Below are 25,088 nucleotides of genomic sequence, written 5' to 3'. Positions count from 1 at the left end.
CCGCCGGGTGCACGACCCTGACGCCGGGAGCGACCGGGTCAGGGGTGCAGGGCGTCGAACTCGGCCTCGGACGCGACCTCGTCGTCGGCGTCGAGCCGCACGTGCCCGAGCAGGCACAGGACCGCCCGCAGCGCGCGGGCGCCGGAGTCACCCCACGTCGACAGGTAGCTGAACTGCCACCACCACAGCGCCTCGACCGGGCGACCCGCGTCGTAGTGCCGCAGTCCGTGGGACAGGGCGAGCGCGATCTCGGCGACGTCGTCGGAGACCGAGCTGCGCGCGACCTCGACGTCGAGGAGGGGGTCGACCACGTAGGCGTAGTCGTCGATGCCCTCGAAGAGGTTGCCCAGGGCCGTCCGCAGGGGGTCCACGTCGACGTCCGGGCCCGGGTCGGACTCGAAGCGCTCCACCGGGACGACGTCCTGGACGGCGCCCAGCCGCGAGCCCATCAGCAGGACCTGCGACACCGCCAGCAGCGTCATCGGCAGGGCGGCGGCGGGCTCGCTGCCGGAGGCGACCTCGGTCATCGTCGAGAGGAAGGTGCGGGCCTCGGTGGCGCAGTCGTCGGCCAGCATGCGGAGGTCGTCAGACATCGAGCAGCCTCCTGCCCTCGAACGCCCGGCCGAGCGTGACCTCGTCGGCATACTCCAGGTCGCCACCCACGGGCAGTCCCGAGGCGAGGCGGGTGACCTTGAGGCCCATGGGCCGCATGAGCCGCGCCAGGTAGCTGGCGGTGGCCTCGCCCTCGAGGTTCGGGTCGGTGGCGATGATGATCTCGGTGACCTCGCCGGAGGCAAGGCGGGTCATGAGCTCGCGGATGCGCAGGTCGTCGGGGCCGACGCCCTCGATCGGGCTGATGGCGCCGCCGAGCACGTGGTAGCGGCCGCGGAACTCGCGGGTGCGCTCGATGGCCACGACGTCCTTGGGCTCCTCCACCACGCAGATCGAGCTGCCGTCACGCCGCGAGTCGGCGCAGATGCGGCACTGCTCGCCCTCTGCGACGTTCCCGCAGGTGGCGCAGAAGCGCACCTTCTCCTTGACCTCGGTCAGCGCGTCGACCAGCCGCTTGACGTCGACCGCGTCGGCCTGCAGCAGGTGGAACGCGATCCGCTGGGCGCTCTTGGGCCCCACGCCGGGCAGCCGCCCGAGCTCGTCGATGAGGTCCTGGACCACGCCTTCGTACACACGACGAGCCTAAGCCCTCCCGCTGACGCCGCCTCCCGTCGACCCGCCGCCTGCGAGCAGCCGCTCCCGCAGGCCCGCGGCCAGGCCGGCCACCGTCAGCAGGTCGAGCGCACCGCCGCCCACCTCGCCGACCCACGGCCGACGGACACCGCCGAGCCTCAGCCGCAGGTGGACCCTCGTCCCGGTCCCGCGCGGGGCCGTCGGCCGGGTGCAGGACGATGCACCAGGACAGCCGGATCGCGCCGCGCCGCGACGTGTGCACGAGGTGGCTGCCGGGGGCGAGCTCGGCCACGGTGAACGTGGCGTCGCGACCGCCCCAGTCGGGGATGACGTCGCCGACTGCCAGGCCCAGAAGGGCCGCGTCGAGGTGGCGCAGGGCCAGGCGCCGCGGCGGCACGACGCGTTCGAGCCAACCGGGCAGGTACCAGCCGCCTCGCCGCCGGCCGAGCTGCACGAACCACGGCCACACGTCGGCGGGCGGTGCGGGCAGCGTGAACGCGCGGTCCATCACGACGACCGCGTCGGGCACCAGCTCGTCGCCCGGCAGGGGCGCGGTGCGCTCGCCCCGGCGCGGCCGCACGAGCACCTCGTCGAGCCGCACAAGCACCTCGTCGAGCCGCCCGCCCACGGTCTCAGCGGCCTTCGTCGATGACCCGTCCGCCGAGGATGCGCTCGATCACCGGGCGGCCCACGTCGCCGAGCTCCTCGATGTCCTCGTCGTCGGCGCTGACCACGCTGTCGTCGGCCACGCGCCGAGGTGCGTCGACGGGCTGCTCGGCTGCGACCGCTGCCTGGGCCCGCGCGAGCAGGGACTGGCCGCCCTGTCCACCGGTCGGCGCCGTCGTCGTCGCCTGGTTCGGGGTCGACGGGCCGGTGCCCGGCTCCGGCGCCGCCCACGACGGGCCGCTGTCGGGCGCCGAGGCGGCGCTGGCCCAGCCCCCGCCGCCGCTCTCCGGGGGCGGGGCCGCGGGCAGGCCCATGTCGGCGGAGCGCTCGTATGCCGAGCTCGCATCGCCGCCGGACGTGCGGCCGGGTGCCGTCGGGGCGGCCGGTGCGCCTGCTTGGGCCGTGCCCTGCTGCTGGGTCTGGGCCGGGGCGCCGGACGCGTCGTCGTCCTCGTCGTCGGACCGGCCGGGCGTGACGACGGGGTGCGAGGCGCCGCTGGGGGCGGACGCCGCGGCGTCGGGCACCGGGATGCCCTCGACCCGGGCGTCCACGCCGAGCACGTCGATGAGCGCCTGCCGGACGAGGTCGGCGTGCGGCCCGCTGCGGAAGGTGTGCGCGATGCCGACGGTGGAGATGGCGAGGACCACCTTGGAGCCGTCGTAGTCGTGGACCGTCGCGTGCTCGGACAGCAGGGTCCAGGTCGTGCGCTTGTGCTTGAAGATCCACCCGAGGATGTCGGGCCAGGCCCGCCGGATCGCGGCCGTGTCGATGCCGCCGTGGGCCGGCGACGGCCCGGGCGCCGGCTGCGGGGCAGCGGGCGGCGCCGCGGGGCGCTGCGCGGACGTAGCAGGGGTCTGCTGGGACCGGGGGGACTCGGGTGCAGAGGCGCCGGTGGGGCGCTCGGCCGCGGCCGGGGGGCCGTCGTCGCCGGGGCCGGGACCGCGGCGGTCGTCGCCCGCGGGACGCGCGGGAGCAGCCTGGGCCGCCGGCTCGGGGGCGGCGGGGGACTGCGCCGGTGGGGCTGCCGGGGCCGCGTCCGGAGCCGGCGCTGCCGGAGCGGGGGCCGAGGAGGCGGCGGCCGCTGGAGCCGGAGTCGAGGCAGGTGCCGCCGGGGCCGGAGTCGAGGCGGGCGCGGGCGGGGGAGAAGCAGCAGCCGACGCGGGCATGGGCACGGTGGCGACCGGCGCGCCCGGCGCCCGGGTGACGGAGGGGACCCCCTCGACGTCGAGACGGCGCTCGAGCCGGTCGAGGCGCGCGGCATACCCGCTCTCGCCGGAGGCGGCGGGCAGGAGCACGCGCGCGCAGATGAGCTCGAGCTGCAGCCGGGGCGCGGTGGCGCCGGTCATCTCGGTGAGGCCCGCGTTGACGATGTCGGCGGCGCGCGACAGGGCGCCGCTGCCGAAGGCGGCGGCCTGCTGGCGCATCCGCTCGAGCTGGTCCTCGGGCAGGCCGCGCAGCACCGACGAGGCGCCGTCGGGCACGGCGGCGACGACGATGAGGTCGCGCAGCCGCTCGAGCAGGTCCTCGACGAACCGGCGCGGGTCGAGCCCGGTCTCGATGACGCGGTCGACCTGGTGGAAGACGCCCGCGGCGTCACCGGCGGCGAAGGCGTCGACGATGGCGTCGAGCAGCTCGTTGTCGGTGAACCCGAGCAGCGACGCGGCGCCCTCGTAGGTCAGGCCCTCGTCGCCGGACCCGGCGATCAGCTGGTCGAGCACCGACAGCGAGTCACGGACCGAGCCGCCGCCCGCACGGGTGACGAACGACAGCACGCCCGGCGCGACGGTCACGCCCTCCTGCTCGCACAGCCGCGCCATGTAGTCGGTGAGCTGGCCCGGCGGGACGAGCCGGAACGGGTAGTGGTGGGTGCGGGACCGGATCGTGCCGATGACCTTCTCGGGCTCGGTTGTCGCGAAGACGAACTTCACGTGCTCCGGCGGCTCCTCGACGATCTTGAGCAGGGCGTTGAAGCCCTGCGGCGTGACCATGTGCGCCTCGTCGATGATGTAGATCTTGAACCGGCTCTGGGCCGGGCCGTACGACGCCCGCTCGCGCAGGTCGCGCGCGTCGTCGACGCCACCGTGGCTCGCGGCGTCGATCTCGATGACGTCGACGCTGCCCGTGCCGCCGCGGGCGAGGGCCACGCACGAGTCGCAGGTGCCGCACGGCGTGGGCGTCGGGCCCTGCTCGCAGTTGAGGCAGCGGGCGAGGATGCGCGCGCTCGTGGTCTTGCCGCAGCCGCGCGGGCCGGAGAACAGGTAGGCGTGGTTGACGCGCCCGGTGCGCAGCGCCTGCATGAGCGGCTCGGTGACGTGCTCCTGCCCGATGACGTCGGCGAAGGTCTCGGGCCGGTAGCGGCGGTACAGGGCGGTGCTCACCCTTGGAACCCTAGTCGGCCGTCCCGACACGGCACAGGCGCCGTCACGGCACCGGATGCACCGCCGTCGCGGCACCGGATGCACCGCCGTCGCGGCACCGGATGCACCGCCGTCGCGGCACCGATCGCACCCCGGGCAGGCTCCGGTGACACACTGTGCCGCGACGAGGGAGGCCCATGTTCGGACGACGCAGCCGGGTGGCGGGCGAGGCGCCGTCGAGCCCTGCCGGCCCCGTCCACCTCGAGGCCACGCAGGTGGGCAAGGACATCGACGGCGCGGTGCTGCTGGCCCCCACCAGCCTCTCGGTGCGCTCGGGCGAGTGCGTCGTGCTGCGCGGGGCCAACGGCAGCGGCAAGACGACCCTGCTGCGGGTGCTGGCCGGTGCGCTCGAGCCCTCGACCGGCGCGGCCCTGCTCGACGGCGCGCCCGTCGACGAGCGCGACCCCGGCACCCGCGCGCGCGTCGGCGCGCTGCTCGGCTCGCCCACGGCATACCGCGACCTCACCGTCGTCGACCACCTCGTCCTCGTGGACTCCACGTGGGGCGGCCGGATCGACACCGCCGACGAGCGCGCGGACGAGCTGCTCACCACCCTCGAGATCGACCACCTGTCGGAGCGGTTCCCGCACGAGCTGTCCTCGGGGCAGCAGCAGCTGTTCCACCTCGCGCTCGTGCTGTTCCGGCCGGCGTCGGTGCTGCTGCTGGACGAGCCCGAGCAGCGCCTCGACACCCACAAGCGCGAGCTGCTCACCACGATCCTGCTCGGGCGCAAGGCCGCCGGCACCGCGCTCGTCGTGGCCTGTCACGACCCGGTCATGACCGCGGCCCTCGCGGACCGGGTCGTCGACGTCAGCGGTGGGTGAGCAGGTTGGGTGAGCCGGTGGGTGACCCCGTGGCAGGTGCCACGGCGCAGGACCGCGTGGGCACGGACGCCGAGCGGCTGGAGCAGGCGCGGGGCGTGGTCCGCGGCGAGCGGCCCGCCCAAGGCAGCGGCAACGTCGTGTATGCCGCGTACGTCGCCGTCATCGCGTCCCTCACCTACGGCATCCCGGCCGCCCGAGCCTTCTTCCTCTTCGTCGACCCGAGGTGGCTCTCCCGCCACCTCACCGGCGTCCAGGGCGTCCTGGTCGTCGGCGGCGCGGTGGTGGCGCTGGTCCTGCTCGCGCACCGCCTCGGATCGCTGCGCGGCCCGGTCGTCCCGGACCTGCCGTACCTCGACCACGTCGCCACCAGCCCGCTCGACCGGGCGCTGGTGCTGCGCCGGTGGTGGCGGCTGAGCCTGCTCGGCTGCCTGTTCGGCGGCCTCCTCGCGGGGGCGGTCACCGGTACGGGCATGCTCGTGGCCGCCGTCGCTGCCCCGTCGGTCCTGCTCCCGACCAGCGTCGCCGGGCTCCTCGTCGGGCTCGCCGTCGCGGCGGCCTGGCTGTGGGGGCAGGTGCGCTCGTGGCCGACCGGCCCCCGCGGTCCGTCGACCCTGCTCCGCGAGCGCCGGTCCCTGCGTGCCCTGCACCACGTCGCGCTGCGGACCCAGTCGGCCCGGGCGGTGACGATGGGCGGTGCCGTCCTGGCCGGCGACCTGCGCGCCGCGCGGCTCGACGTCGCGGCTCCCGGCACCCGGCTCCGGCGGACCCGGCTGAAGGCGCGCAGCCCCGTGGCCGTCATGGCCGGTCGGGACCTGCTCGGCCTGCGCCGTTCGCCGGGCGTCGCGCTCACCGGTCTGGTGCTCGCAGGGGCGGGCTCGTGGGCGCTCGCCCACTCGACCGCTCCGGGGGTGCCGAGCATCGTCGCCTTCGCCGGGGTGCTCGGCTGCCACCTCGGGTACGGCGCGTGGTGCGAGGGGCTGCGGCTCCAGGGCGACAACGCCGGCACGCCCGCGCTGCTCGGGCTGCCGGCCCGAGTCGAGGCGATCGCCCACCTCGTGACGCCATCGGCCCTCTACGCCGTGGTCGCCCTGGCCGCCGGCGGTGCAGTCGCCGGGACCTCCGACGCGGGTGCCACCGCGGTCTGGTGGCCGCTGGTGATGCTGCCGCTGCTCGCGGGGTGCCAGCTGCTCGCGGCGTTCCGCGGGCTGCCGCCGGTGACCCTGTTCTCCCCCGGGTCGGCCGTGTTCGCGGTGGCCTTCTGGTACTCGCGCCCGCTGCTGCTCGCGCTCGTCACCGGGGTGGGCGCCACCGCCGTGCTCACCCGGTCGGGCGCCGGCAACGCCGTGCCCCTGCTGGCGCCGGGCGCGTATGCCGCCGTGCTCTTCGGCCGCCGCCGCGTCCGCCTGCTCGACGAGGCCCATCGCGTCTGAGGGCTGCGTCACCCGAGCCGACGAGGACGGTGCAGGAGGTGCGGGTTCGGGGGCAGGCGGCTCGGGGAACCGGCCGCTGCGCCGACCGCCGCCGCCCCGACCGCCGCTGCGCCTGACCGGCTGCGGACACAGGGACACCCCGCGTACCTGGAAGAGCTCTCCTACCCTTGCTGCATTCCTGCCCTGGGGGAGTTCGGGGAGGTACCACCACGCGGGGTGCCAGTGGGCAGTGTAGACGGCCCGCGAGCGCAGCGACGAATCCCCTCCCAGGGACCCCGCTGGCCCGCCGTGCCGGTGGCCTGGGGTTCGCCGTGCGAGGCACGAGCACCGCGGTGGCAGGCCACCCGGAAGCGGCTGGGAGGGCGATTTCTGGCAGAGGCCGGTCCTCGGGTAGCCTCCTCCGCGGAGGATTCGCATAGTGGCCTAGTGCGCACGATTGGAAATCGTGTTGGGATAAAACCCTCGGGGGTTCAAATCCCCCATCCTCCGCCAACGACAGAAGGACCCCACATGCTTTTCGTGGGGTCCTTCTGTCGTTCCCGGAGCGCTCGGATTTGGGAGGAGCTCGCGAGGGACGAGCGAGCGACGGTTCCCCCATCCTCCGCGAGACATGCGCTGTGCCGGACGGAGTCAGCCCGGCGAAGACGGGCTCGGGGCCGGTCAGGAGGGCTGGCCACCGGCTGCGGTGGCGGGGGTCGAGCCGCCGCCCGAGAGGGTGGCGAGCGCCGCCGCGACGGACCCATGCTGCCCGTCGAGGGCGGATCGGGCCTCGTCCGCGGAGCAGCCCGCGAGCATCGACAGCAGCGCCGGCTTGAGCTCGCCGCCTGCCTCCTCGAGGGCGACCCGGGCGGTCTCCTCGTCGGCCCCGGTCGCCTCCTGCAGGATCCGCAGCACGCGGCCGCGCAGCTTGGCGTTCGTCGCGACGAGGTCGACCATGAGGTTGGACCAGGTCCGCCCGAGCCGGACCATCAGCGCGGTCGAGAACGCGTTGAGGACCATCTTCTGCGCCGTCCCCGCCTTGAGCCGGGTCGAGCCGGTGAGCGCCTCGGGGCCGGTGTCGGGGGCGATGACGTGGTCGGCGAGGGTCGCCAGCTCGGCCTGCGGGTCGGCCGTCACGAGGGCCGTCACGGCCCCCACCTCGCGCGCCCGCCGCAGGGCCCCCGCGACGTAGGGCGTGCGTCCGGACGCGGCGAGCCCGATGACGACGTCGCCTGACCGGACGTCGCGCGCATCGGCCGCGCCCTGCTCGGCGTCGTCCTCGACGTCCTCGACCGCCCGCAGCAGCGCGGCGGGGCCGCCGGCGTGGTGGGCGACCACCAGGCCCTCGGGCACGTTGAACGTGGGCAGCAGCTCGGCGGCGTCGAGCACCGCGAGCCGCCCGGAGGTGCCGGCGCCGAAGTAGTGCACCGTGCCGCCGCCACGGACGGTGTCGACGGCCCGGTCCACGAGCCGGGCGAGCTCGGGCAGGGTGCGCTCCACGGCGGGGGCGACCAGGGCGTCCTCGGCGTTGATCCGCTGCAGGACCTGGAGGGTCGGCTCGGTGTCGATGGCCGCGGTGCCGGGGTGGCGCTGCTCGGTCGGCGCGGACACTCGGCTCACGTCGCGAGGCATGTCGGCAGGGTACTTTTCCACAATCCGGCGGTCAACGACGTCACAAATTCACCACCGAGCCGGCTCCGGTTGCCCGCGGTGCCGGTCGGTTCAGGAGCCCACGTGGTGCCCGGCGACGGCCTGCCGGGTCTCCTTGACCGCCTTGCGCGCCCGCGTCAGGTGCCGCTGCGCCACCGCGATGTACAGGCAGTCGACGACCGTGAGGGCGGCGATGCGGCTGGCCGTCGCCCCGGAGCGCAGGCTCGTCTCGCGGGCCGCGGTGGTCAGGACGTGGTCGGCACGCTCGGCCAGCCGCGAGAGTGGGAAGTTCGTCACCGCCACGGTCGTCGCACCGCGCGCCCCCGCAGCCTCGAGTGCCTCAATGGTCTCCGACGTCGTGCCCGAGTGCGAGATCGCGATGGCCACGTCGCCGCGGTCCAGCAGCGTGGCGCTCGTGAGGGCTACGTGCGGGTCGTTCCAGGCGAAGGAGACGACGCCGATGCGGTGGAGCTTCTGCTGCAGGTCGGTTCCCACGATCGCGCTGGCCCCGATGCCGTAGATGTCGACCCGCTTGGCGGCTGCGATCGCCCTGGCGGTCGCAGCGAGGCTCTCGTGGTCGAGCTGCTGCGCGGTCTCCTCCACCGCACTCGCGTCGACGAACGCCACCTTCGCGATGATGTCGGCGATCGTGTCCTTGGCGCTGATGTCGGTGTCCTGCGTCGTGCTCGTGCGCGGCTGGGCGCTCTCCTCGGCCAGCCGCAGCCGCAGCTGGGGGTAGCCGGGCAGGCCCAGGCGACGGCAGAACCGCAGCACGGTGGTCTCCGAGGTGGACGCCGCCGAGGCCAGCTCGCTGATCGTCAGGGCCGCCGCGGCCCTCGGGTCGGCCAGCACCTTCTCGGCGACCCGGTCCTCGGCCGGGGACAGCGAGGGCCGGATCCCGCGCAGCCGCACCAGCAGGGAGGCACCGGGCGCGCCCGCCGCCTGGTCTCGGGACGTCTCGGTCGCGGCCATGGCCCCACGCTACGACCTGCGGGCCCGGCCCACCGCGAGGAGCCGCGCAGCGACACGGGCACGGCACGCGAACTGCGCGGTCGACGCGAGGGGCCGGGGCAACCCACCTGCACCTGCCCCCGGTTTCCCGGGGGTCGGGGTTGGCTCACCGGCGCACGGCAGGGAGGATGCCGTCAGGGACGGCGAAGGGACCGGCAGGCGATGGCTCGACAGATCTCGTGGCGTGGGGTGCTCAGCCCCGACGGGGCCGGTTCCGGCCGCCCGGAGCGGGCGGTCTGGCGACCGGGGACGCCCCTCACCCCGCCGGCCGCGACCGTGGAGGCCGTCCGTGCCATGCAGGCCGGGGCGATCCTGAGCCTGGTGGAGGTCGTCCGCGCCTGGCTGACGCGGGGGTCGCTTCGCGACGCCTTCGCGCAGGCCGCCTCGACGCAGGGCCGGGGCGCCACACCCGAGGAGCTCGACCGGCTCGTCACCGTGGCCCTGACCGTGTCGACGGTGGTCGGGCTGCTCGCCGCCGCGCTGTGGTTCTGGATGTCCCGGGTGACGGCCCGCGGCTCGAAGTGGGGCCGCATCGGGGCCTGCCTGCTGCTGGTCCTGGCCCTCGGGGTGTTCTTCGGCGGCCTGCTGCCCACCGCCGGGCTGTTCCACCAGGTGCTCGCCGTCGTGCTCCTCCTCGTCGGCGTGTGGGCGGTGGTGCGCCTCTGGCACCCGGACTCCTCCGCCTGGATCCGCTACCAGACCACCCCGCAACCCTGAGCCCCGTGACCGGTCGCCTGCACCACGTCGTCCTGGACACCCGGGACCCCCACGGCCTGGCCCGGTTCTGGTCGGGCCTGCTGGGTCTGCCGATCACCTTCGCCAGCGACGACTGGGTCGTGGTCGCCGTCGACGACCACCACTCGGGCATGGCCTTCCAGCTCGCGCCGGACCACCAGCCCCCCGTGTGGGGCGACCCGGCCAGGCCGCAGCAGCTCCACGTCGACGTCATGGCGGACGACCCGGACGTCACGGGTCGGCTGGCGGTCGAGCTCGGGGCGACACCGCTCGGGGACGGGCACGTGTACGCCGACCCGGCCGGCCACCCGTTCTGCCTCGTACCGCGACCCGGCTGGGCGCCACCAGCCACGAACCTCTGGCGCGACCGCGCCGGGCGACCCACCATGGGCCCATGAGCACCGGCGCCTACTCCGCGGCATACCAGCGCAGCCTGCAGGACCCCGACGGCTTCTGGGCCGAGGCGGCACGGGCGGTCGAGTGGACCACGCCTCCGCCGCGCGTGCTCGACTCCGACCGCCCACCGTTCCACCGCTGGTTCCCCGGCGGCCGGCTCAACACCTGCTTCAACGCCCTGGACCGGCACGTGCGCGACGGGCGGGGGGACCAGCCGGCGCTCCACTACGACAGCCCGGTGACGGGCACGAAGCGCACGCTGACGTATGCCGGCCTGCTCGAGGAGGTGGCGAGGTTCGCCGGCGCGCTGGCGAGCCTGGGCGTGGGGAAGGGCGACCGGGTCGTCGTCTACATGCCGATGGTGCCGGAGGCCGTGGTCGCGATGCTCGCGTGCGCGCGGATCGGCGCGGTCCACTCGGTCGTCTTCGGCGGGTTCGCGCCGGCCGAGCTCGCCGCCCGGATCGAGGACGCCCGGCCGGTCGTCGTGCTCGCCGCCAGCTGCGGCATCGAGCCGAGCCGCGTCGTGGAGTACAAGCCGCTGCTCGACGCCGCGCTCGACCGCAGCAGCCACAAGCCCGAGGCCGTCGTCGTCCTGCAGCGCGAGCAGGCCCGGGCGGCGGTCGGCGAGCGCGACACCGACTGGGAGGAGATGGACTGGGCCGAGCTCGTCGCCGACGCCGAGCCCGCGGACTGCGTCGACGTCGACGCCACCGACCCGCTGTACATCCTCTACACGTCGGGGACCACCGGCCGACCCAAGGGCATCGTCCGCGACAACGGCGGCCACGCGGTCGCCCTGCGCTGGTCGATGACCAACGTCTACGGCATCGGGCCCGGCGACACGTGGTTCACCGCGAGCGACGTCGGGTGGGTCGTCGGCCACTCCTACATCGTCTACGCGCCGCTGCTCACCGGGGCGACCTCCGTCCTCTACGAGGGCAAGCCGGTCGGCACCCCGGATGCCGGGGCGTTCTGGCGGGTCGTGTCCGAGTACGGGGTGAAGGCGATGTTCACCGCGCCGACGGCCTACCGCGCCATCAAGCGCGACGACCCGGAGGGCGCGCTCATGGCCGGGTACGACCTGTCCTCGCTGGAGACGGTGTTCCTCGCCGGTGAGCGCCTCGACCCCGACACGTGGGAGTGGGCGACGCAGCGGCTCGGCGTGCCGGTCGTCGACAACTGGTGGCAGACCGAGACCGGGTGGCCCATCGCGGCGAACCTGCGCGGGCTGGAGCCGATGCCGATCAAGCCCGGCTCCCCCACCGTGCCCGTGCCCGGGTATGCCGTGGAGGTCCTCGGCGAGGGCGGGCGCCCCGTGCCCGCGGGCGAGGAGGGCGCGATCTGCATCCGGCTGCCGCTGCCGCCGGGGACGTTGCCGACGCTGTGGGGCGACGACGACCGCTACGTCGCGGGGTACCTGTCGGCGTTCGACGGGTACTACCTCACCGGCGACGGCGGGTTCCTCGACGAGGACGGGTACCTCTTCGTCATGGGCCGCACCGACGACGTGCTCAACGTGGCCGGGCACCGGCTGTCGACCGGCTCGATCGAGGCGGCCCTGGCCGGTCACCCCGCCGTCGCCGAGTGCGCGGTCATCGGCGTGCACGACGACCTCAAGGGCCAGGTGCCGCGAGCACTCGTCGTGCTCAAGGCGGGCGTCGACAGGGGCTCGGCCGACGCCGTCGCGGCCGAGCTGATGCAGCGGGTCCGCGACGAGGTCGGCGCGATCGCCTCGCTGCAACGGGTCGACGTCGTGGCGGCGCTGCCCAAGACCCGCTCCGGCAAGATCCTGCGCAAGACGATGCGCGAGATGGCCGACGGGCTGCCGGCCAAGGTGCCCGGGACGATCGAGGACGCCTCGGTCCTCGACAGCCTCGCGCCCGTCCTCGCGCCGCCGTCCTAGCCTGTCGGGCGTGCAGGGGGTACTCACCGGGTTCGCGACCATCGCCGTCGTCATCGCCGTCGGCGCCCTGCTCGCCCACCTGCGCATCGTCGACGCCGGCGCCCAGCAGGTGCTGTCGCGCCTCGCCTTCTTCGTCGCCAGCCCGGCCCTCATGGTCGGCACCCTCGGCCGGGCGGACGTCCACCAGGTGCTGTCGGCGAACCTGCTGGCCTCGCTCGCCGGCATCGCCGTGGCCGTCGTGCTCTACGTCGTCCCGGCGCGGCTGGTGTGGCGACGGTCGCTGGGGGACACCACCATCGGCGCGCTGTCGTCGGCATACGTCAACGCGGGCAACCTCGGCATCCCGGTGGCGAGCTACGTCCTCGGCGACGCGGCGTTCGTGGCGCCCACCCTGCTCCTGCAGCTGCTGGTCCTGCAGCCCCTCGCCCTGGGCGTCCTCGACGCCGACGCCCGCGGGCGTGGGCTGCGGTGGTGGGAGCTCGCCCTGCGGCCGCTGCGGAACCCGCTGACCGTCGGCTCGCTGGTCGGGCTGCTGCTGTCGGTCACGGGGTGGACGCTGCCGGCCGCGGTGTCCGACCCGCTCGCGCTGCTCGGGGCGATGGCGGTGCCGAGCATGCTCGTGGCGTACGGCATCGCGCTGCGTCTCGGGCCGGGGCTCGGGCGCACCGGGTCGGTGGCCGAGCTGGTGACGACCTCGACGCTGAAGATGCTGGTGCAGCCGCTCGTCGCGTGGTTCGTCGCCGACGTGCTGCTCGGGGTGTCGGGGCACGCGCTGCTGGCGATCGTCGTCACCTCGGCCCTGCCGACCGCGCAGAACATCTTCGTCCACGCCACGCGGTACCAGCGGGCCACCGTGCTGGCGCGCGACACCATCCTCGTCACGACCGTGGGCGCGGTGCCGATCATCCTGCTCGTCGCCGCCTGGCTGGGCTAGGGCGCCGACCGCCGTCCGTCAGGGGCGGAACAGCGCGGCGAGCTCCGGTGTCCGCGCGAGGTGCGCGTCGAGCAGCGCCCGCGCCGATGTCACCGAGTCGACGAGCGGGTGCAGCGCGAAGGCCTTGAGCGCAGCCGCCTCCGAGCGCTCGACGACGGCCTCGAGGACGAGCCGGTCGACCGCCTTGACCGACTGCATCAGCCCGAGCATGTGCCCCTCCGGCTCGGCGACGGGGTGGGGGCGGGGGCCGCCGGAGTCCACGGTGCACGGCACCTCGACGACGGCGTCCTGCGGCATACCGGGCACCGCGCCGGCCGACCGCACGTCGAGGACCAGCTCGGCCGGCGCCCCACCGCCAATGGCTCGCATGAGCGCCAGGGCGACCCCCTCGTACCCGCCGCCCTCCAGGTCGAGCTCGTCCCGCGACTCGCCCTCGGCGCGCGCCTCCTGCAGGTAGGTCGCGTCACGCTCGGCGCGCACGCGCCGCCACGTGGCCAGGGCGTCGGCGGGCGTGCTGGCCACCTCGGCGTAGAACGCCTCCTGCTGGTCGCGCAGGAACTCGCCGCGGGTCTGCCCGGCCGCGCGGAGGGAGGCGACCGCCTCCCGGGTGAAGTAGTAGTAGAAGAGGTACTCGTTGGGGACGGCGCCCAGGGCCCGCAGCCACGGGGCGCCGAACAGCCGGCCCTCCTCGGTGCGCGCGAGCAGGCGCTCGTCGGCGAGCAACCGGGGCAGGTGGTCGGTGCCGCCCGAGTGCAGGCCCCGCAGCCAGCCGAGGTGGTTGAGCCCGACGTAGTCGACGACCGTCGCCGCGGGTTCGAGCCCCAGCACCCGCATCGCCCTGCGCGCCAGGGCGACCGGCGAGTCGCAGATGCCGACGACGCGGTCGCCCAGCTCGGTCTGCATGGCCTCGGTGACGACCCCGGCGGGGTTGGTGAAGTTGATGACCCAGGCGTCCGGGGCGAGGGCGGCCACGCGCCGCGCCACCTCCAGCGACGCGGGGACGCTGCGGAGGGCGTAGGCCACGCCGCCGGCACCCGTCGTCTCCTGGCCGAGCAGGCCGAGGTCCAGCGCCACCCGCTCGTCCACCGTGCGGCCGCGCACACCCCCGACGCGCATCGCCGAGAAGACCACGTCGGTGCCGCGCAGGGCGTCGTCGAGCGTCGGCGCCACCACCAGGCGCGGCGCAGTCGCCGCCCCTGCCGCCTGCTGCTCCAGGACCGCGACGATGGCGGCGAGGCGACCGGCGTCGGGGTCGTGGAGCCGCAGCTCGTCCACCCGGTGCTCGGGGTCGGCCAGCAGCGCGCCGTGCACCAGGGGGACGCGGAACCCGCCGCCGCCGAGGATGGTCAGCCTCACCCGGAGCAGGCTACCGAGCCGGGCCTCGGCCGAATGCCGGTTGCACCGCTCGCAGCCGCCGCGACACCATGGCGGGACGACCGCGACGGCACCAGCCCGGGACGGCGGGCAGGGTCGCGGCCACGAGGAGGGAGCCAGCCGTGTCCGCGGACCGAGTCTTCGACCCGCTCGCACACCTGCGCGGCGACGGGGACCCCGAGGTGGACGTCTTCCTCCAGGGGATGGTGTTCCTCGACATCATCTTCACCGGCCTGTCCGCGATGCCCAAGAACGGCACCGAGGTGTGGGCCGAGGGCATGGGCTCCTCCCCCGGCGGCATCGCGAACCTCGCCGTCGCGGCCTCCCGCCTCGGCCTCAGGACGGCTCTGGGTGCCGCCTTCGGCGACGACGACTACGGCGAGTTCTGCTGGCGCACGTTGGAGGAGCAGGAGGGGGTCGACCTCTCGAGGTCGCGCCGCTACACGGGCTGGCACTCGCCGGTCACGGTGTCCATCGCGGTCCAGGGCGAGCGCCGGATGGTCACCCACGGCCACCACGCCCCCGAGTCGGCCACGGCCATGATGGGCGTGCCGCCGCGCGCGCGTGCCGTGCTCCTCGACCTGCGTGCCGACGAGCCGCTCGGCGCCGGGCACCCCGACCGCGAGTGGGCCGACAAGGCACACAAGGACGGTGCGCTGCTCTTCGCCGACGTGGGGTGGGACGCCACGGGTCGCTGGGACCCCACGGTGCTCGACCAGCTCCAGAGCTGCCACGCCTTCCTGCCGAACGCCGTCGAGGCCATGGCCTACACCCGCACCGAGACCGCCCAGGACGCGCTCTACTGCCTGGCCGACAAGGTGCCCCTCGCCGTGGTGACCAACGGCAAGGACGGCGCCCTCGCGATCGACAACCTCACCGGCGAGGAGGTCGCAGTGCCGGGGCTGCGCGTCAACGCGATCGACCCGACGGGTGCCGGCGACGTGTTCGACGCCGCCGTCACGCTGGGGACGCTGGCGGGCTGGCCGCTCGTGCAGCGGCTCAACTTCGCCAGCCTCTGCTCCGCCCTGGCGGTGCAGGAGTTCGGCGGGTCGCTGGCCGCCCCGGGCTGGGGCGACATCGCCGACTGGTGGCACCGCGTGCGCGACCACGGCACGACGGCCGAGGCCCTGTCGGTGCGCCGGCGCTTCGCCTTCCTCGAGGACCTCGTGCCCGCGACCCCCGCAGGGGCGGTGCACCGCGCGGTGGCGACGATCGCCCGGCGCTCCGACGCCTGAGGGCCCCGAGGGAGCGGCGGGGGCGGCTACCGCGAGCGGCGGGCCGTCCCGAACAGCGACCGCGTGATCTCGCGGCCGATGACCGTGCCGGCCGAGCGCAGGGCGGACTTGAACGCGCTCGACGTCACGACCTGCTCGACGATCCCGGGCTGCTCCTTCGCGGGCCGCGGGGCCCGGCCGGGAGACGGCGCGGGCGCTGGCGCCTGCTGCGGAGCGGGAGCCGCCGGCGGGGCGGCAGGGGCCTGCTCGAGCCGCGCGCGCAGCTTCTCGTAGGCGGACTCGCGGTCGACGGCGGTGGCGTACTTGGGGGCGAGCGGGGACCCGGCGACGAGCGCATCGACCGTCGCGTCGTCCGAGGGGGCCATCAGCGACTGCGGTGCGATCATCCGCGTCCACGCGACCGGCGTGGGGGCGCCCCTCTCGGACAGGACGGTCACGACCGCCTCACCGGTGCCGAGGGAGGTGAGCAGCTCCTCGAGGTCGTAGCCGCTGTGGGGGTAGGTCGACACGGCCGCCTTGAGGGCCTTGGCGTCCTCGGGCGTGTAGGCGCGTAGCGCGTGCTGCACCCGGTTCCCGAGCTGGGCCAGCACCCCGCTCGGCACGTCCTTGGGGCTCTGCGTCACGAAGAAGACACCGACCCCCTTGGACCGGATGAGGCGCACCGTCTGCTCGATCGCGGTGAGGAACGCCTTGCTCGCGTCCTGGAAGAGCAGGTGCGCCTCGTCGAAGAAGAAGACGAGCTTCGGCTTGTCGGCGTCACCGATCTCGGGCAGGTCGTGGAACAGGTCGGCGAGCAGCCACATGAGGAACGTCGAGAACAGCGCCGGCCGGTCCTGGACCGCCGGCAGCTCCAGGCACGTGACGAGGCCCTTGCCGTCGGCCGCCGTCCGCAGCAGGTCCCGGGTGTCGAACTCGGGCTCGCCGAAGAACGCGTCGGCACCCTGGTCGGAGAACGCGACCAGCTCGCGCAGGATGACGCCCGCGGTGGCCGACGACAGGCCGCCGAGCTCCTTGAGGTCGGCCTTGCCCTCGTCGGACGTGAGGAACGAGACGACCTCGCGCAGGTCCTTGATGTCGAGCAGCGCGAGCCCGTTCTTGTCGGCGTAGTGGAAGACCAGGCCCAGGCTGGACTCCTGGGTGTCGTTGAGCCCCAACACCTTCGAGAGCAGCGTCGGGCCGAACGACGTGATCGTGGCGCGGATCGGGATGCCCTTGCCCATCCCTCCCAGCGAGAGGAACTCGGTGGGGTATGCCGTGCCGACCCAGTCCTGCCCGACCTCCTTGGCACGCGCCGCGACCCGGTCGTTCGACTGCCCCGCGGTGGCCATGCCGGACAGGTCGCCCTTGATGTCGGCGAGGAAGACCGGGACACCCTGGCCCGAGAGCTGCTCGGCCATGAGCTGCAGCGTCTTCGTCTTGCCGGTGCCGGTCGCCCCGGCCACGAGCCCGTGCCGGTTGAGCGTCGCGAGGGGGACCTTCACGGGCGCGTCCGGGTGCGCGGTCCCGTCGATGACGGCCGCTCCGAACAGCAGCGCCCCTCCCTCGAACGCGTACCCGGCCCGGATCTCGTCGAGCTGGGTGGACGACTCGGACTTCCCCGCCGCACTGTCGGTCACCCCGGCACTCTAGTGCGGGTGGCCGCACCCGGCGCGGTCATCGAAGGCGCGCTCGGGGCTGCGCGCATAGGGTGTCTCGGTGATCTTCAAGAAGGTGGGCGAAGGACGTCCGTACCCGGACCACGGCAAGCAGACCCCCAGGGACTGGGCCGACGTGCCCCCGCGCATGGTGCGCCTCGAGGAGCTCATCACCACGAAGCGGACCCTCGACCTCGGCCAGCTGCTCGCCGAGGACTCGACCTTCTACGGCGACCTGTTCGCCCACGTCGTCGAGTGGCACGGCGACCTGTACCTCGAGGACGGCCTGCACCGCGCGCTGCGGGCGGCACTCCAGCAGCGACCTACTCTCCACGCCCGCGTCCTCGTGCTTGACTGACCCCACGGCAGCAGTCCGGGACCGGGCGGAGGTGGTGGGGTGAGCTACGTCGAGGCGGGGGCGCCGTCGGACGCCCGCCGCGCCCGCCGCCGTCGTGCCCTCATCACGCTCGGGCTCGTCGCGCTCATGCTGTTCTTCGCCTTCTGGTACGCGTACTCCTACTACCGGTCCGACAACACCCGGCGCGCTGCACCCAGGCCGGTCTGCACCACCGCCGCGACGGCCCCGCAACCGGCGGACGTGACGGTCAACGTCTACAACGCGACCACCCGCGACGGCCTCGCCAAGAAGACGGCGGCGGAGGTGCGCAAGCGCGGCTTCCTCGTCGCGACCGTCTCGAACGACCCGCTGCAGAAGAAGGTCACCGGCCCGGCCGAGGTCCGCTACGGGCCGAGCGGGAAGAAGGAGGCGGCGCTCGTGCTGCAGCTGGTCAAGGGGGCCAAGGGGGTGCAGGACGCGCGCAACGACTCCTCGGTCGACCTCGTGCTCGGCGCGACGTACAAGGCACTCGCGCCCCCGGTGAAGCAGGTCCCCACGTCGACCGCGACGAAGGGTGCCACCCCGACCAAGGGCGGCACGGCGACGCCGTCCACCGCCTGCTGACTCCCGTCCCGGTCCCCCGGCCGGGCACCCGCCGCTCGGCCGCCCGGCGCCGCCAGCCGAGACGCCTCGTGACACCCGGCCACCGGCCCCTCACACTGCCGACATGGAGCCCATGACGTCCGTGCGGCCACAGGTCGCCGACTCGTGGCTGCGCTCGGCGGCGGCCGGAGTCGACACCGGCCTCGTCGACGCGCCCATCACGGTCCCCGAGGACGCCCTGCGCGACCTGCGTCAGGCGCACCCCCTCGCGCAGGTGTTTCCCCTGCTCGACGACGTGCTCGGCCGCGCGGCGCGTGAGTGCGACGCGATCATGGCCGTGTCGGACGCCTCCGGCCAGCTCCTGTGGGTCTGCGGGACGCCGAGCGTGCTGCGCCGGGCCGAGGGCATCGGGTTCGTCGAGGGCAGCAACTGGGACGAGCGCGTGTCGGGCACCAACGCCCCCGGGATGGCCCTCGCGCTGGACCAGCCGGTCAACGTCGTGGGCGCCGAGCACTTCCGCCGCAGCGTACAGCGCTGGAGCTGCGCGGCGACGCCCATCCACGACCCCACCGACGCCTCGCTGCTCGGCGTCCTCGACATCACGGGCGGCGCCCAGATCGTCGTGCCCCAGACGATGGCGATGGTGCGGGCGGCGGCTCGCATGGCGGAGGCCGAGCTGGCCCGGGAGCTGCTCGCCCGGGGCGCAGAGCCCGACCCGGCGACGTCCTCGCGGACCCGTGTCGGGCTGCAGGCGCTGGGCCGTGACGAGGCGCTCCTGGTCCTCGAGGACGGCCGCCACTCGCGCCGGACGGTGCGGCTCAGCCGCCGCCACGGCGAGATCGTCCTGCTGCTCGCCTCGACCCCGCGGGGCATGTCGGGCGACGAGCTCGCCGTGCTGCTGTACGAGGAGGACGTCTCGCCCTCCACCCTGCGGGCAGAGCTCAACCGTCTGCGCAGCCTGCTCGGGGAGGACCTGCTCGCCTCCCGGCCCTACCGGCTGACGGCCGAGGTGGCGGCGGACTGGCTGGCCGTGGAGGCGCACCTGGCCGCGGGCGACGTCGCCTCCGCGGTGCGGGCCTACCGCGGCCCGGTGCTGCCGTCTTCCACGGCGCCCGGCGTCGTGCGGGTGCGGCGCAGCGTCGAGGGCTCGCTGCGGCGAGCGGTCCTGGCCAGTCGTGAGCCCGACCTGATGTCGACGTGGACCCGCTCGGCCTGGGGTGCCGACGACTACGAGATGTGGACGGCGCAGCTCGCGGCGCTCACGCCCTCCTCGCCGCTGAGACCGCTCGTCGCCGGCCAGGTCGCACGCCTCGACCGCGAGCTGGGAGCCGGCTGACCGGCATACGCCGCCGCCCGTGCAACGTGGTCGCAACGTTGCCGTTCCTAGCGTTCTGCACACCCCGCTGACGGGGCACCACCAAGGACGTTGGGAGAACCACCATGACGGTCTACGCACCCCCCGGCACCGAGGGCTCGCTGGTCTCGGTCGAGCCGCGGTACGGGCACTTCATCGGCGGCAACTGGGTCGAGCCCAAGAAGGGCGACTACTTCGAGGACCTCTCGCCGGTCAACGGCAGGGCGTTCACCGAGGTCGGCCGGGGCACGGCCGAGGACATCGAGGCCGCGCTCGACGCCGCGCACGCAGCAGCACCGGCGTGGGGTCGCACCAGCCTCGCCGAGCGGGCGCTGGTCCTCAACCGGATCGCCGACCGGCTCGAGCAGAACCTCGAGATGCTGGCCGTCGCCGAGACGTGGGACAACGGCAAGCCGGTGCGCGAGACCCTGGCTGCCGACCTGCCGCTCGCGGTCGACCACTTCCGGTACTTCGCGGGCGTGCTGCGCGGCCAGGAGGGGTCGAGCTCGGAGATCGACGCCGACACCGTCGCGTACCACTTCCACGAGCCGCTCGGCGTCGTCGCGCAGATCATCCCGTGGAACTTCCCGATCCTCATGGCGACGTGGAAGCTCGCACCGGCGCTGGCAGCGGGCAACGCCGTGGTCCTCAAGCCGGCCGAGCAGACGCCGTGGTCGATCCTCAAGGTCATCGAGCTCATCGGCGACCTGCTGCCCGCCGGCGTCGTCAACGTCGTCAACGGCTTCGGGGTCGAGGCCGGCAAGCCCCTCGCGTCCTCGCCGCGCGTCGCCAAGGTCGCGTTCACCGGGGAGACCACGACCGGCCGGCTGATCATGCAGTACGCCAGCCAGAACATCATCCCCGTGACGCTCGAGCTCGGCGGCAAGAGCCCGAACATCTTCTTCGAGGACGTCGCCACCGACTCGGACGCCTTCTACGACAAGGCGCTCGAGGGCTTCACGATGTTCGCGCTCAACCAGGGCGAGGTGTGCACGTGCCCGTCGCGGGCCCTGGTGCAGCGGTCCATCTACTCCGACTTCGTCGGTGACGCCCTCGACCGGGTGGCCAGGGTGAGGCAGGGCAACCCGCTGGACACCGACACCATGATCGGCGCGCAGGCGAGCAACGACCAGCTCGAGAAGATCCTGTCCTACATCGACATCGGCCGGCAGGAGGGCGCGAAGGTCCTCACCGGCGGCGAGCGCAACGTGCTCGACGGCGACCTCGCCGGGGGCTACTACGTGACGCCCACGGTCTTCGAGGGCACGAACGACATGCGGATCTTCCAGGAGGAGATCTTCGGTCCCGTCGTGTCGCTCACCGGCTTCTCCGACGAGGCGGACGCCCTCGCGATCGCCAACGACACGCTCTACGGGCTCGGGGCCGGCGTGTGGACCCGGGACGGCTCGCGCGCCTACCGGGTCGGCCGCGCCATCAAGGCCGGCCGCGTGTGGACGAACTGCTACCACCAGTACCCGGCCCACGCCGCGTTCGGTGGCTACAAGCAGTCCGGCATCGGCCGGGAGAACCACAAGATGATGCTGGACCACTACCAGCAGACCAAGAACCTCCTGGTCTCCTACTCGCCCGACGCGCTCGGCTTCTTCTAGGCCGATGACGACACCCGAGGTGCCGACGCCCGCCCAGTCGGGCACACGGCCCACCCGGGTCGACCTGACCGGTGGGGCGGCGGACCTCCTCCGCCGCCTCACCGCCAGGCACGGCCCGCTGATGTTCCACCAGTCGGGCGGGTGCTGCGACGGCAGCGCCCCCATGTGCTACCCGCGAGGGGACTTCCTCACCGGCAACGCCGACGTCCACCTCGGCGACCTCGCGGTCGACGGCGTCCCCGAGCCGGTCGGGTTCTGGATGTCGGCCGCGCAGTACGAGTACTGGAAGCACACCCACCTGACCGTGGACGTCGTCGCCGGTCGCGGCAGCGGGTTCTCAGTGGAGGCGCCCGAGGGGGTGCGCTTCCTCATCCGCTCGCGGCTGATGACCGAGGGCGAGCTGGAGGCGTTCGACCTGCTCTGAGGCACCGGCCGGACCTCGGACGTAGGCTCGGACCATGATCACGGTCGAGCTCGCCCGGCAGCTGGTGGAGGCCGGCGTGCTGTGGGAGCCGGCCCCCGGCGACCGGTTCACCATCGACCAGCCCAACGTCGTCGGCGAGGTCTTCTGGATCAGCCACCTGACCATCGACGTGCACACGTTCCACGGCCAGCCGCTGCTGGGGTTCAACGGCACGACGGAGTGGGCGCTCGACTCGGTCACCCTCGACACGGCGCTGTGGCTGCCGCGCGAGGACCAGCTGCGCGAGCTGCTCGGTGACCGGCTCACCACCCTGCGCCGCGAGGACGACGCCTGGGTGGTGGACGTCGTCGACCCCGATGCCGGGCACGCCACGTTCCGCGACGCGGACGTCGAGTGTGCCTACGCGCTGGCGCTGCTCAGCTTCACCTGAGGTGCTGCGCATCCGCCGGCGGCGCTGCGCAGCACCACTGGGTGGTCAGTGCTGGGCCGCCATGCCTCCGCGGTGGCTGCGCGTGACCTGCAGGTCGGCGGCACCGATGACGACGGTGACGACGCCGGCGATCCATGCCGTCCAGGACATGGCACGCAGGTCCGAGAACCCCATCACCCACGGGGCGATGAAGAACAGCACACCCATGACCGCCATGAGCCCCTCGACGCTCATCATGTCGGGACGGAACATCTCGACGAGTGCGAGGACCGCGGTGACCGCGCCGAGGACGACCATGGTCCAGGTCGCCTTGGTCGTCGTCGTGGTCCAGATGGGGGCCAGTGCGGCGTAGATGCCGACCACGAGCGGGATGATGTCCTGCGGGTGCATCCGGTTTCTCATGTCAACCACCTCTGTGGAGACGTGGTCCGTCGATCCGTGGCGGACCTGACACCTCCATCGTCTGCCCGCCGGGCACCCCGGTCAACGGTCCCGGGACCCCAGGCGCTGCAGGGTGGCGAGGCGCCGCTCGTACTCCTGCTCGTCGATCTCGCCGGCCGCGTAGCGCTCGGCCAGCCGGGACTCGCCGGCCCGCTGGCCGGACTGGGCGTGGAAGCGCGCCCAACGCCGTCGGCCGAGGAAGCCGAAGGTCGCGAACAGCGCGATGACGAACAGCAGCCACACGAGCGGGAAGACCGGCCACCACGGGCCGGGTCCGTTCCAGTGGCCGTTGGCGGCGAGGGTCGTGGCGGGGAGGGCTGCGGCGGAGAGGGCGGTGCCCATGGTGTGCTCCTTGGTCGGATCGGATGATGTCTCCATCCTTCGACGGCGCGGCTCCCGGCGAATCCCTCCGCGGGCGACACCTCACCTACCTCCGGCGGGGTATGCCGGGGCGCCCGTCCTCAGCCGTGCGACCAGCCGGGGCGGACCAGGCCGCTCTCGTAGGCCAGGACGACGAGCTGGGCGCGGTCGCGCACCTGCAGCTTGACCATCGACCTGCTGACGTGGGTCTTGGCTGTCGCCGGGCTGAGGAACAGCCGGGCGGCGATCTCGTCGTTGGACAGGCCCTCCCCGACGAGCGCCACGACCTCCCGCTCGCGCTCGGTGAGGACCTCGAGGTCGGCGCGCACCGCTGCCGGCCGGCTCCTCGTCGCGAACTCGCCGATGAGGCGCCTCGTCACCCCGGGCGAGAGCAGCGCGTCACCGGAGGCAACCGCCCGGATGCCGCGCAGCAGCTCCTGCGGCTCGGTGTCCTTGACGAGGAACCCACTCGCGCCGATGCGGACCGCCTCGAAGACGTACTCGTCGAGGTCGAAGGTCGTGAGCACGACCACTCGCGTGGCCGAGGTGGCGGGGTCCTGCGTGATGGCCCGGGTCGCCGCGAGCCCGTCCGTGCGCGGCATCCGGATGTCCATGAGCACGACGTCCGGTGCGGTGCGGCGGACGACCTCGACGGCTTCCGCCCCGTCGGACGCCTCGCCCACCACCTCGATGTCGTCCTCGGCGTCGAGCAGGGCCCGGATGCCCGCGCGGAGCAGGGCCTGGTCGTCGGCGAGCACCACCCGGATCACGGCGCCCTCCTGACGGCGGTGTCGTCGCCCTGGGTCGCACCCGTCGGCAGCACTGCGTCCACCCGCGTGCCGCCCAGGGGCGACGGGCCTGTGACCAGGCTCCCGCCGAGGGCGGAGGCGCGCTCGCGCATGCCGCGGATCCCGTTGCCCACCAACGACTCGGAGTCCTCAACACCCCCGTGGCCGTCGTCGTCGACCCGCACCCCGAGCACGTCCTCACCGTAGAGGAGCCGGACCTCCGCGTGGTGGGCCCCGGCGTGCCGGACGACGTTCGTGACCGCCTCCTGCACGATGCGCGTCGCCGCCAGCTCGACCGCAGCGGGGACCGGCCGGGCGGGGCCGTCGACGGTCTTGCGCACCTGCAGGCCGGCGTGGCCCGCGCGCTCGACCATGTCGTCGAGGGCGGACAGGGTCGCGACCGGGGACAGGGGAGCCGGGCGGTCGGGGTCCCGGAGCACGTCGACGAGCGAGCGCAGCTCGGTCAGGGCCTCCTTGCTCGCGTCGCGGATCGCGCGCAGCGCGGGCTCGACGGCCTCCGGCCGCCGGTCGGCCAGGTGGAGGGCGACCCCGGCCTGGACGTTGATGAGCGACATGTGGTGGGCGACGACGTCGTGCAGCTCCTGGGCGATCCGCAATCGCTCCTCCCCCGCCTGCCGCCGACGCCGCTCCTGGGCGGCCTGCCGGAACGAGGCCGCGCGCTCCGCCCGGCCGCGCACGAGCTCGCCGACGGACAGGAGCACGAGGAGCCAGGCCACCTCACCGGCCAGCGCGGCCCAGGACCAGGAACCGCGCCCCCCGAGGAGGCGCCCGGCCGCGTCGGCCCCCACGACGACGAGCGCGGCGAGCCAGGCGGTCCCCCGGTGTCCCTTCACGACGGCGGCGACCAGCGTGACCGCGAGGCTCAGGAACACCGGTCCGTACGGGTAGCCGAGCCCGAGGAACGTCCCCGTCGCCACGGCGACCACGGCAGTCACGGCGCGGGGACGCCTCGCGACGAAGGGCAGCGCGACCGGCCCCACGATCAGGAGGACCACGCCGAGGGCGTCGACGCGGTGCCGGTCCGGCTGGCCGTGAGCGGCACCGAAGGTGCCGCCGACCTGCACCAGCGCAGCGACGACCACGAAGAGCGCGCGCGCGGCCGGCGGCGGCCCGGCATACCCCCAGTGCGCGCGGCCCCGCGCCCACGGGGGACCCCACGGCAGCGGGTCGCGCGCGGTCATGCCGCCAGCGTACGAGCGGTGGGTGCGTCGAGGCGTCGCCCGCAGGCGGCAGCGCCGCCTACTCCCCGGGGCGTATGCCGGGGGCCTCGCCTCCCGGCGGACGGTGTCTCGTTCCCCGATGGCGGAGGGAGACGTCGCGCGGGTCCCGGCTCGTTCCTCGCCGCGC

General features: G+C 74.1%; 25 protein-coding genes, 1 tRNA gene and 1 other RNA gene. 15 read left to right on the top strand and 12 right to left on the bottom strand.

The annotated features are described in order from the left end of the window. Positions 1-38: 38 nt before the first annotated feature. A complete protein-coding gene (locus ACFUC1_RS04420; protein ID WP_379117006.1) occupies positions 39-593 on the bottom strand; it encodes a DUF5063 domain-containing protein in 555 nt (184 codons plus the stop codon). Beyond that, positions 586-1,185 carry a recombination mediator RecR gene (gene recR / locus ACFUC1_RS04415; RefSeq protein ID WP_310152852.1) on the bottom strand — a complete coding sequence of 200 codons (600 nt, stop codon included), beginning with the start codon at positions 1,183-1,185 and terminating at the stop codon, positions 586-588. The genes ACFUC1_RS04420 and recR overlap by 8 nt, the downstream gene beginning before the upstream one ends. Before the next feature lie 265 nt (positions 1,186-1,450). Here recR and ACFUC1_RS04410 point away from each other — a divergent pair, with 265 nt between their 5' ends. Next, positions 1,451-1,837 (top strand): hypothetical protein, encoded by a 387-nt coding sequence (locus ACFUC1_RS04410; protein ID WP_379117004.1) that lies wholly within the window; start codon positions 1,451-1,453, stop codon positions 1,835-1,837. Here the strand turns inward: ACFUC1_RS04410 and ACFUC1_RS04405 are convergent. Beyond that, entirely contained in the window at positions 1,818-4,229 is a 2,412-nt protein-coding gene (locus ACFUC1_RS04405) for a DNA polymerase III subunit gamma and tau (RefSeq protein ID WP_379117002.1), read from the bottom strand. The two genes, ACFUC1_RS04410 and ACFUC1_RS04405, sit on opposite strands and share 20 nt — an antisense overlap. 176 nt (positions 4,230-4,405) lie before the next feature. Here ACFUC1_RS04405 and ACFUC1_RS04400 point away from each other — a divergent pair, with 176 nt between their 5' ends. Next, the gene (locus tag ACFUC1_RS04400; protein WP_379116999.1) at positions 4,406-5,092 is read left to right on the top strand and encodes an ATP-binding cassette domain-containing protein; all 687 of its coding nucleotides are present in this window, start codon (positions 4,406-4,408) and stop codon (positions 5,090-5,092) included. 29 nt (positions 5,093-5,121) lie between these two features. Further along, a complete protein-coding gene (locus tag ACFUC1_RS04395) occupies positions 5,122-6,522 on the top strand; it encodes a hypothetical protein (RefSeq protein WP_379116997.1) in 1,401 nt (466 codons plus the stop codon). A 125-nt stretch (positions 6,523-6,647) separates the two neighbouring features. Here ACFUC1_RS04395 and ffs read toward each other — a convergent pair. Next, positions 6,648-6,746, bottom strand: an RNA gene (ffs, locus tag ACFUC1_RS04390) — signal recognition particle sRNA small type. Between the two features lie 180 nt (positions 6,747-6,926). Between ffs and ACFUC1_RS04385 the strand changes: the two genes are divergently transcribed. Beyond that, positions 6,927-7,014 (top strand) — tRNA-Ser (locus ACFUC1_RS04385). A gap of 168 nt (positions 7,015-7,182) precedes the next feature. Here the strand turns inward: ACFUC1_RS04385 and murQ are convergent. Together murQ and ACFUC1_RS04375 are read right to left on the bottom strand one after the other, a co-directional pair. Further along, positions 7,183-8,133: an N-acetylmuramic acid 6-phosphate etherase gene (gene murQ / locus ACFUC1_RS04380; protein ID WP_379116995.1), complete on the bottom strand. Its 951-nt coding sequence runs from the start codon at positions 8,131-8,133 to the stop codon at positions 7,183-7,185. 90 nt (positions 8,134-8,223) lie between these two features. Then, positions 8,224-9,123: a MurR/RpiR family transcriptional regulator gene (locus tag ACFUC1_RS04375; RefSeq protein ID WP_379116994.1), complete on the bottom strand. Its 900-nt coding sequence runs from the start codon at positions 9,121-9,123 to the stop codon at positions 8,224-8,226. A 201-nt stretch (positions 9,124-9,324) separates the two neighbouring features. Here ACFUC1_RS04375 and ACFUC1_RS04370 point away from each other — a divergent pair, with 201 nt between their 5' ends. The 4 genes from ACFUC1_RS04370 to ACFUC1_RS04355 are packed head-to-tail and all read left to right on the top strand — an operon-like array spanning position 9,325 to position 13,130. Next, positions 9,325-9,879 carry a hypothetical protein gene (locus tag ACFUC1_RS04370; protein WP_379116992.1) on the top strand — a complete coding sequence of 185 codons (555 nt, stop codon included), beginning with the start codon at positions 9,325-9,327 and terminating at the stop codon, positions 9,877-9,879. A gap of 5 nt (positions 9,880-9,884) precedes the next feature. Then, positions 9,885-10,295 carry a VOC family protein gene (locus tag ACFUC1_RS04365; RefSeq protein WP_379116989.1) on the top strand — a complete coding sequence of 137 codons (411 nt, stop codon included), beginning with the start codon at positions 9,885-9,887 and terminating at the stop codon, positions 10,293-10,295. Beyond that, positions 10,292-12,196: a propionyl-CoA synthetase gene (locus tag ACFUC1_RS04360; RefSeq protein WP_379116987.1), complete on the top strand. Its 1,905-nt coding sequence runs from the start codon at positions 10,292-10,294 to the stop codon at positions 12,194-12,196. The genes ACFUC1_RS04365 and ACFUC1_RS04360 overlap by 4 nt, the downstream gene beginning before the upstream one ends. Positions 12,197-12,206: 10 nt before the next feature. Continuing rightward, on the top strand, positions 12,207-13,130 hold the full coding sequence (locus ACFUC1_RS04355; RefSeq protein WP_379116986.1) for an AEC family transporter: 924 nt from the start codon (positions 12,207-12,209) through the stop codon (positions 13,128-13,130). Positions 13,131-13,148: 18 nt separating this feature from the next. On the opposite strand, the gene ACFUC1_RS04350 is transcribed toward ACFUC1_RS04355, so the two are convergent. Next, a complete protein-coding gene (locus ACFUC1_RS04350) occupies positions 13,149-14,486 on the bottom strand; it encodes a 6-phospho-beta-glucosidase (protein ID WP_379116984.1) in 1,338 nt (445 codons plus the stop codon). 140 nt (positions 14,487-14,626) lie between these two features. Here ACFUC1_RS04350 and ACFUC1_RS04345 point away from each other — a divergent pair, with 140 nt between their 5' ends. Beyond that, positions 14,627-15,739 carry a carbohydrate kinase family protein gene (locus ACFUC1_RS04345; RefSeq protein ID WP_379116982.1) on the top strand — a complete coding sequence of 371 codons (1,113 nt, stop codon included), beginning with the start codon at positions 14,627-14,629 and terminating at the stop codon, positions 15,737-15,739. Positions 15,740-15,765: 26 nt separating this feature from the next. On the opposite strand, the gene ACFUC1_RS04340 is transcribed toward ACFUC1_RS04345, so the two are convergent. Continuing rightward, positions 15,766-17,355, bottom strand: a complete 1,590-nt coding sequence (locus tag ACFUC1_RS04340; RefSeq protein WP_379116980.1) for a helicase HerA-like domain-containing protein — start codon at positions 17,353-17,355, stop codon at positions 15,766-15,768. 79 nt (positions 17,356-17,434) lie between these two features. Between ACFUC1_RS04340 and ACFUC1_RS04335 the strand changes: the two genes are divergently transcribed. The 6 genes from ACFUC1_RS04335 to ACFUC1_RS04310 all read left to right on the top strand — a co-directional run bounded on the left by ACFUC1_RS04335 (position 17,435) and on the right by ACFUC1_RS04310 (position 22,131). Beyond that, a complete protein-coding gene (locus ACFUC1_RS04335; RefSeq protein ID WP_379116977.1) occupies positions 17,435-17,731 on the top strand; it encodes a type II toxin-antitoxin system VapB family antitoxin in 297 nt (98 codons plus the stop codon). A gap of 39 nt (positions 17,732-17,770) precedes the next feature. After that, positions 17,771-18,334, top strand: a complete 564-nt coding sequence (locus ACFUC1_RS04330; protein WP_379116975.1) for a LytR C-terminal domain-containing protein — start codon at positions 17,771-17,773, stop codon at positions 18,332-18,334. 103 nt (positions 18,335-18,437) lie between these two features. Then, positions 18,438-19,649, top strand: coding sequence for a GAF domain-containing protein (locus ACFUC1_RS04325; protein ID WP_379116973.1), 1,212 nt, complete (start codon positions 18,438-18,440; stop codon positions 19,647-19,649). A gap of 104 nt (positions 19,650-19,753) precedes the next feature. Continuing rightward, positions 19,754-21,277 (top strand): aldehyde dehydrogenase family protein, encoded by a 1,524-nt coding sequence (locus tag ACFUC1_RS04320; RefSeq protein ID WP_379116971.1) that lies wholly within the window; start codon positions 19,754-19,756, stop codon positions 21,275-21,277. A gap of 4 nt (positions 21,278-21,281) precedes the next feature. Next, positions 21,282-21,701, top strand: coding sequence for a DUF779 domain-containing protein (locus ACFUC1_RS04315; RefSeq protein ID WP_379116969.1), 420 nt, complete (start codon positions 21,282-21,284; stop codon positions 21,699-21,701). Positions 21,702-21,735: 34 nt separating this feature from the next. Further along, the gene (locus ACFUC1_RS04310) at positions 21,736-22,131 is read left to right on the top strand and encodes a hypothetical protein (RefSeq protein ID WP_379116967.1); all 396 of its coding nucleotides are present in this window, start codon (positions 21,736-21,738) and stop codon (positions 22,129-22,131) included. A 45-nt stretch (positions 22,132-22,176) separates the two neighbouring features. On the opposite strand, the gene ACFUC1_RS04305 is transcribed toward ACFUC1_RS04310, so the two are convergent. The 4 genes from ACFUC1_RS04305 to ACFUC1_RS04290 form a co-directional block, all read right to left on the bottom strand. Further along, positions 22,177-22,533 carry an SPW repeat protein gene (locus ACFUC1_RS04305; RefSeq protein ID WP_310152784.1) on the bottom strand — a complete coding sequence of 119 codons (357 nt, stop codon included), beginning with the start codon at positions 22,531-22,533 and terminating at the stop codon, positions 22,177-22,179. Between the two features lie 81 nt (positions 22,534-22,614). Then, on the bottom strand, positions 22,615-22,914 hold the full coding sequence (locus ACFUC1_RS04300; RefSeq protein WP_379116965.1) for an SHOCT domain-containing protein: 300 nt from the start codon (positions 22,912-22,914) through the stop codon (positions 22,615-22,617). 119 nt (positions 22,915-23,033) lie between these two features. Continuing rightward, entirely contained in the window at positions 23,034-23,702 is a 669-nt protein-coding gene (locus tag ACFUC1_RS04295; RefSeq protein ID WP_379116963.1) for a response regulator, read from the bottom strand. Further along, entirely contained in the window at positions 23,699-24,922 is a 1,224-nt protein-coding gene (locus tag ACFUC1_RS04290) for a sensor histidine kinase (protein ID WP_379116961.1), read from the bottom strand. Before ACFUC1_RS04290 ends, ACFUC1_RS04295 begins: the two co-directional genes overlap by 4 nt. Positions 24,923-25,088: the final 166 nt, after the last annotated feature.

Origin of the sequence: Pedococcus sp. NPDC057267 (assembly GCF_042668795.1) — a bacterium.
Lineage (GTDB): Bacteria > Actinomycetota > Actinomycetes > Actinomycetales > Dermatophilaceae > Pedococcus.
The sequence above is the reverse complement of the archived record's forward strand: the minus strand, read 5'-3'. Positions and strand labels throughout refer to the sequence as shown.

Excerpts from the sequence above, each read along its gene's own strand:
- ACFUC1_RS04420 (WP_379117006.1), bottom strand. The coding sequence starts at position 593 with ATGTCTGACGACCTCCGCATGCTGGCCGACGACTGCGCCACCGAGGCC.
- ACFUC1_RS04400 (WP_379116999.1), top strand. The coding sequence starts at position 4,406 with ATGTTCGGACGACGCAGCCGGGTGGCGGGCGAGGCGCCGTCGAGCCCT.
- murQ (WP_379116995.1), bottom strand. The coding sequence starts at position 8,133 with ATGCCTCGCGACGTGAGCCGAGTGTCCGCGCCGACCGAGCAGCGCCAC.
- ACFUC1_RS04375 (WP_379116994.1), bottom strand. The coding sequence starts at position 9,123 with ATGGCCGCGACCGAGACGTCCCGAGACCAGGCGGCGGGCGCGCCCGGT.
- ACFUC1_RS04370 (WP_379116992.1), top strand. The coding sequence starts at position 9,325 with ATGGCTCGACAGATCTCGTGGCGTGGGGTGCTCAGCCCCGACGGGGCC.
- ACFUC1_RS04360 (WP_379116987.1), top strand. The coding sequence starts at position 10,292 with ATGAGCACCGGCGCCTACTCCGCGGCATACCAGCGCAGCCTGCAGGAC.
- ACFUC1_RS04325 (WP_379116973.1), top strand. The coding sequence starts at position 18,438 with ATGGAGCCCATGACGTCCGTGCGGCCACAGGTCGCCGACTCGTGGCTG.
- ACFUC1_RS04320 (WP_379116971.1), top strand. The coding sequence starts at position 19,754 with ATGACGGTCTACGCACCCCCCGGCACCGAGGGCTCGCTGGTCTCGGTC.
- ACFUC1_RS04315 (WP_379116969.1), top strand. The coding sequence starts at position 21,282 with ATGACGACACCCGAGGTGCCGACGCCCGCCCAGTCGGGCACACGGCCC.
- ACFUC1_RS04310 (WP_379116967.1), top strand. The coding sequence starts at position 21,736 with ATGATCACGGTCGAGCTCGCCCGGCAGCTGGTGGAGGCCGGCGTGCTG.
- ACFUC1_RS04305 (WP_310152784.1), bottom strand. The coding sequence starts at position 22,533 with ATGAGAAACCGGATGCACCCGCAGGACATCATCCCGCTCGTGGTCGGC.
- ACFUC1_RS04300 (WP_379116965.1), bottom strand. The coding sequence starts at position 22,914 with ATGGGCACCGCCCTCTCCGCCGCAGCCCTCCCCGCCACGACCCTCGCC.
- ACFUC1_RS04290 (WP_379116961.1), bottom strand. The coding sequence starts at position 24,922 with ATGACCGCGCGCGACCCGCTGCCGTGGGGTCCCCCGTGGGCGCGGGGC.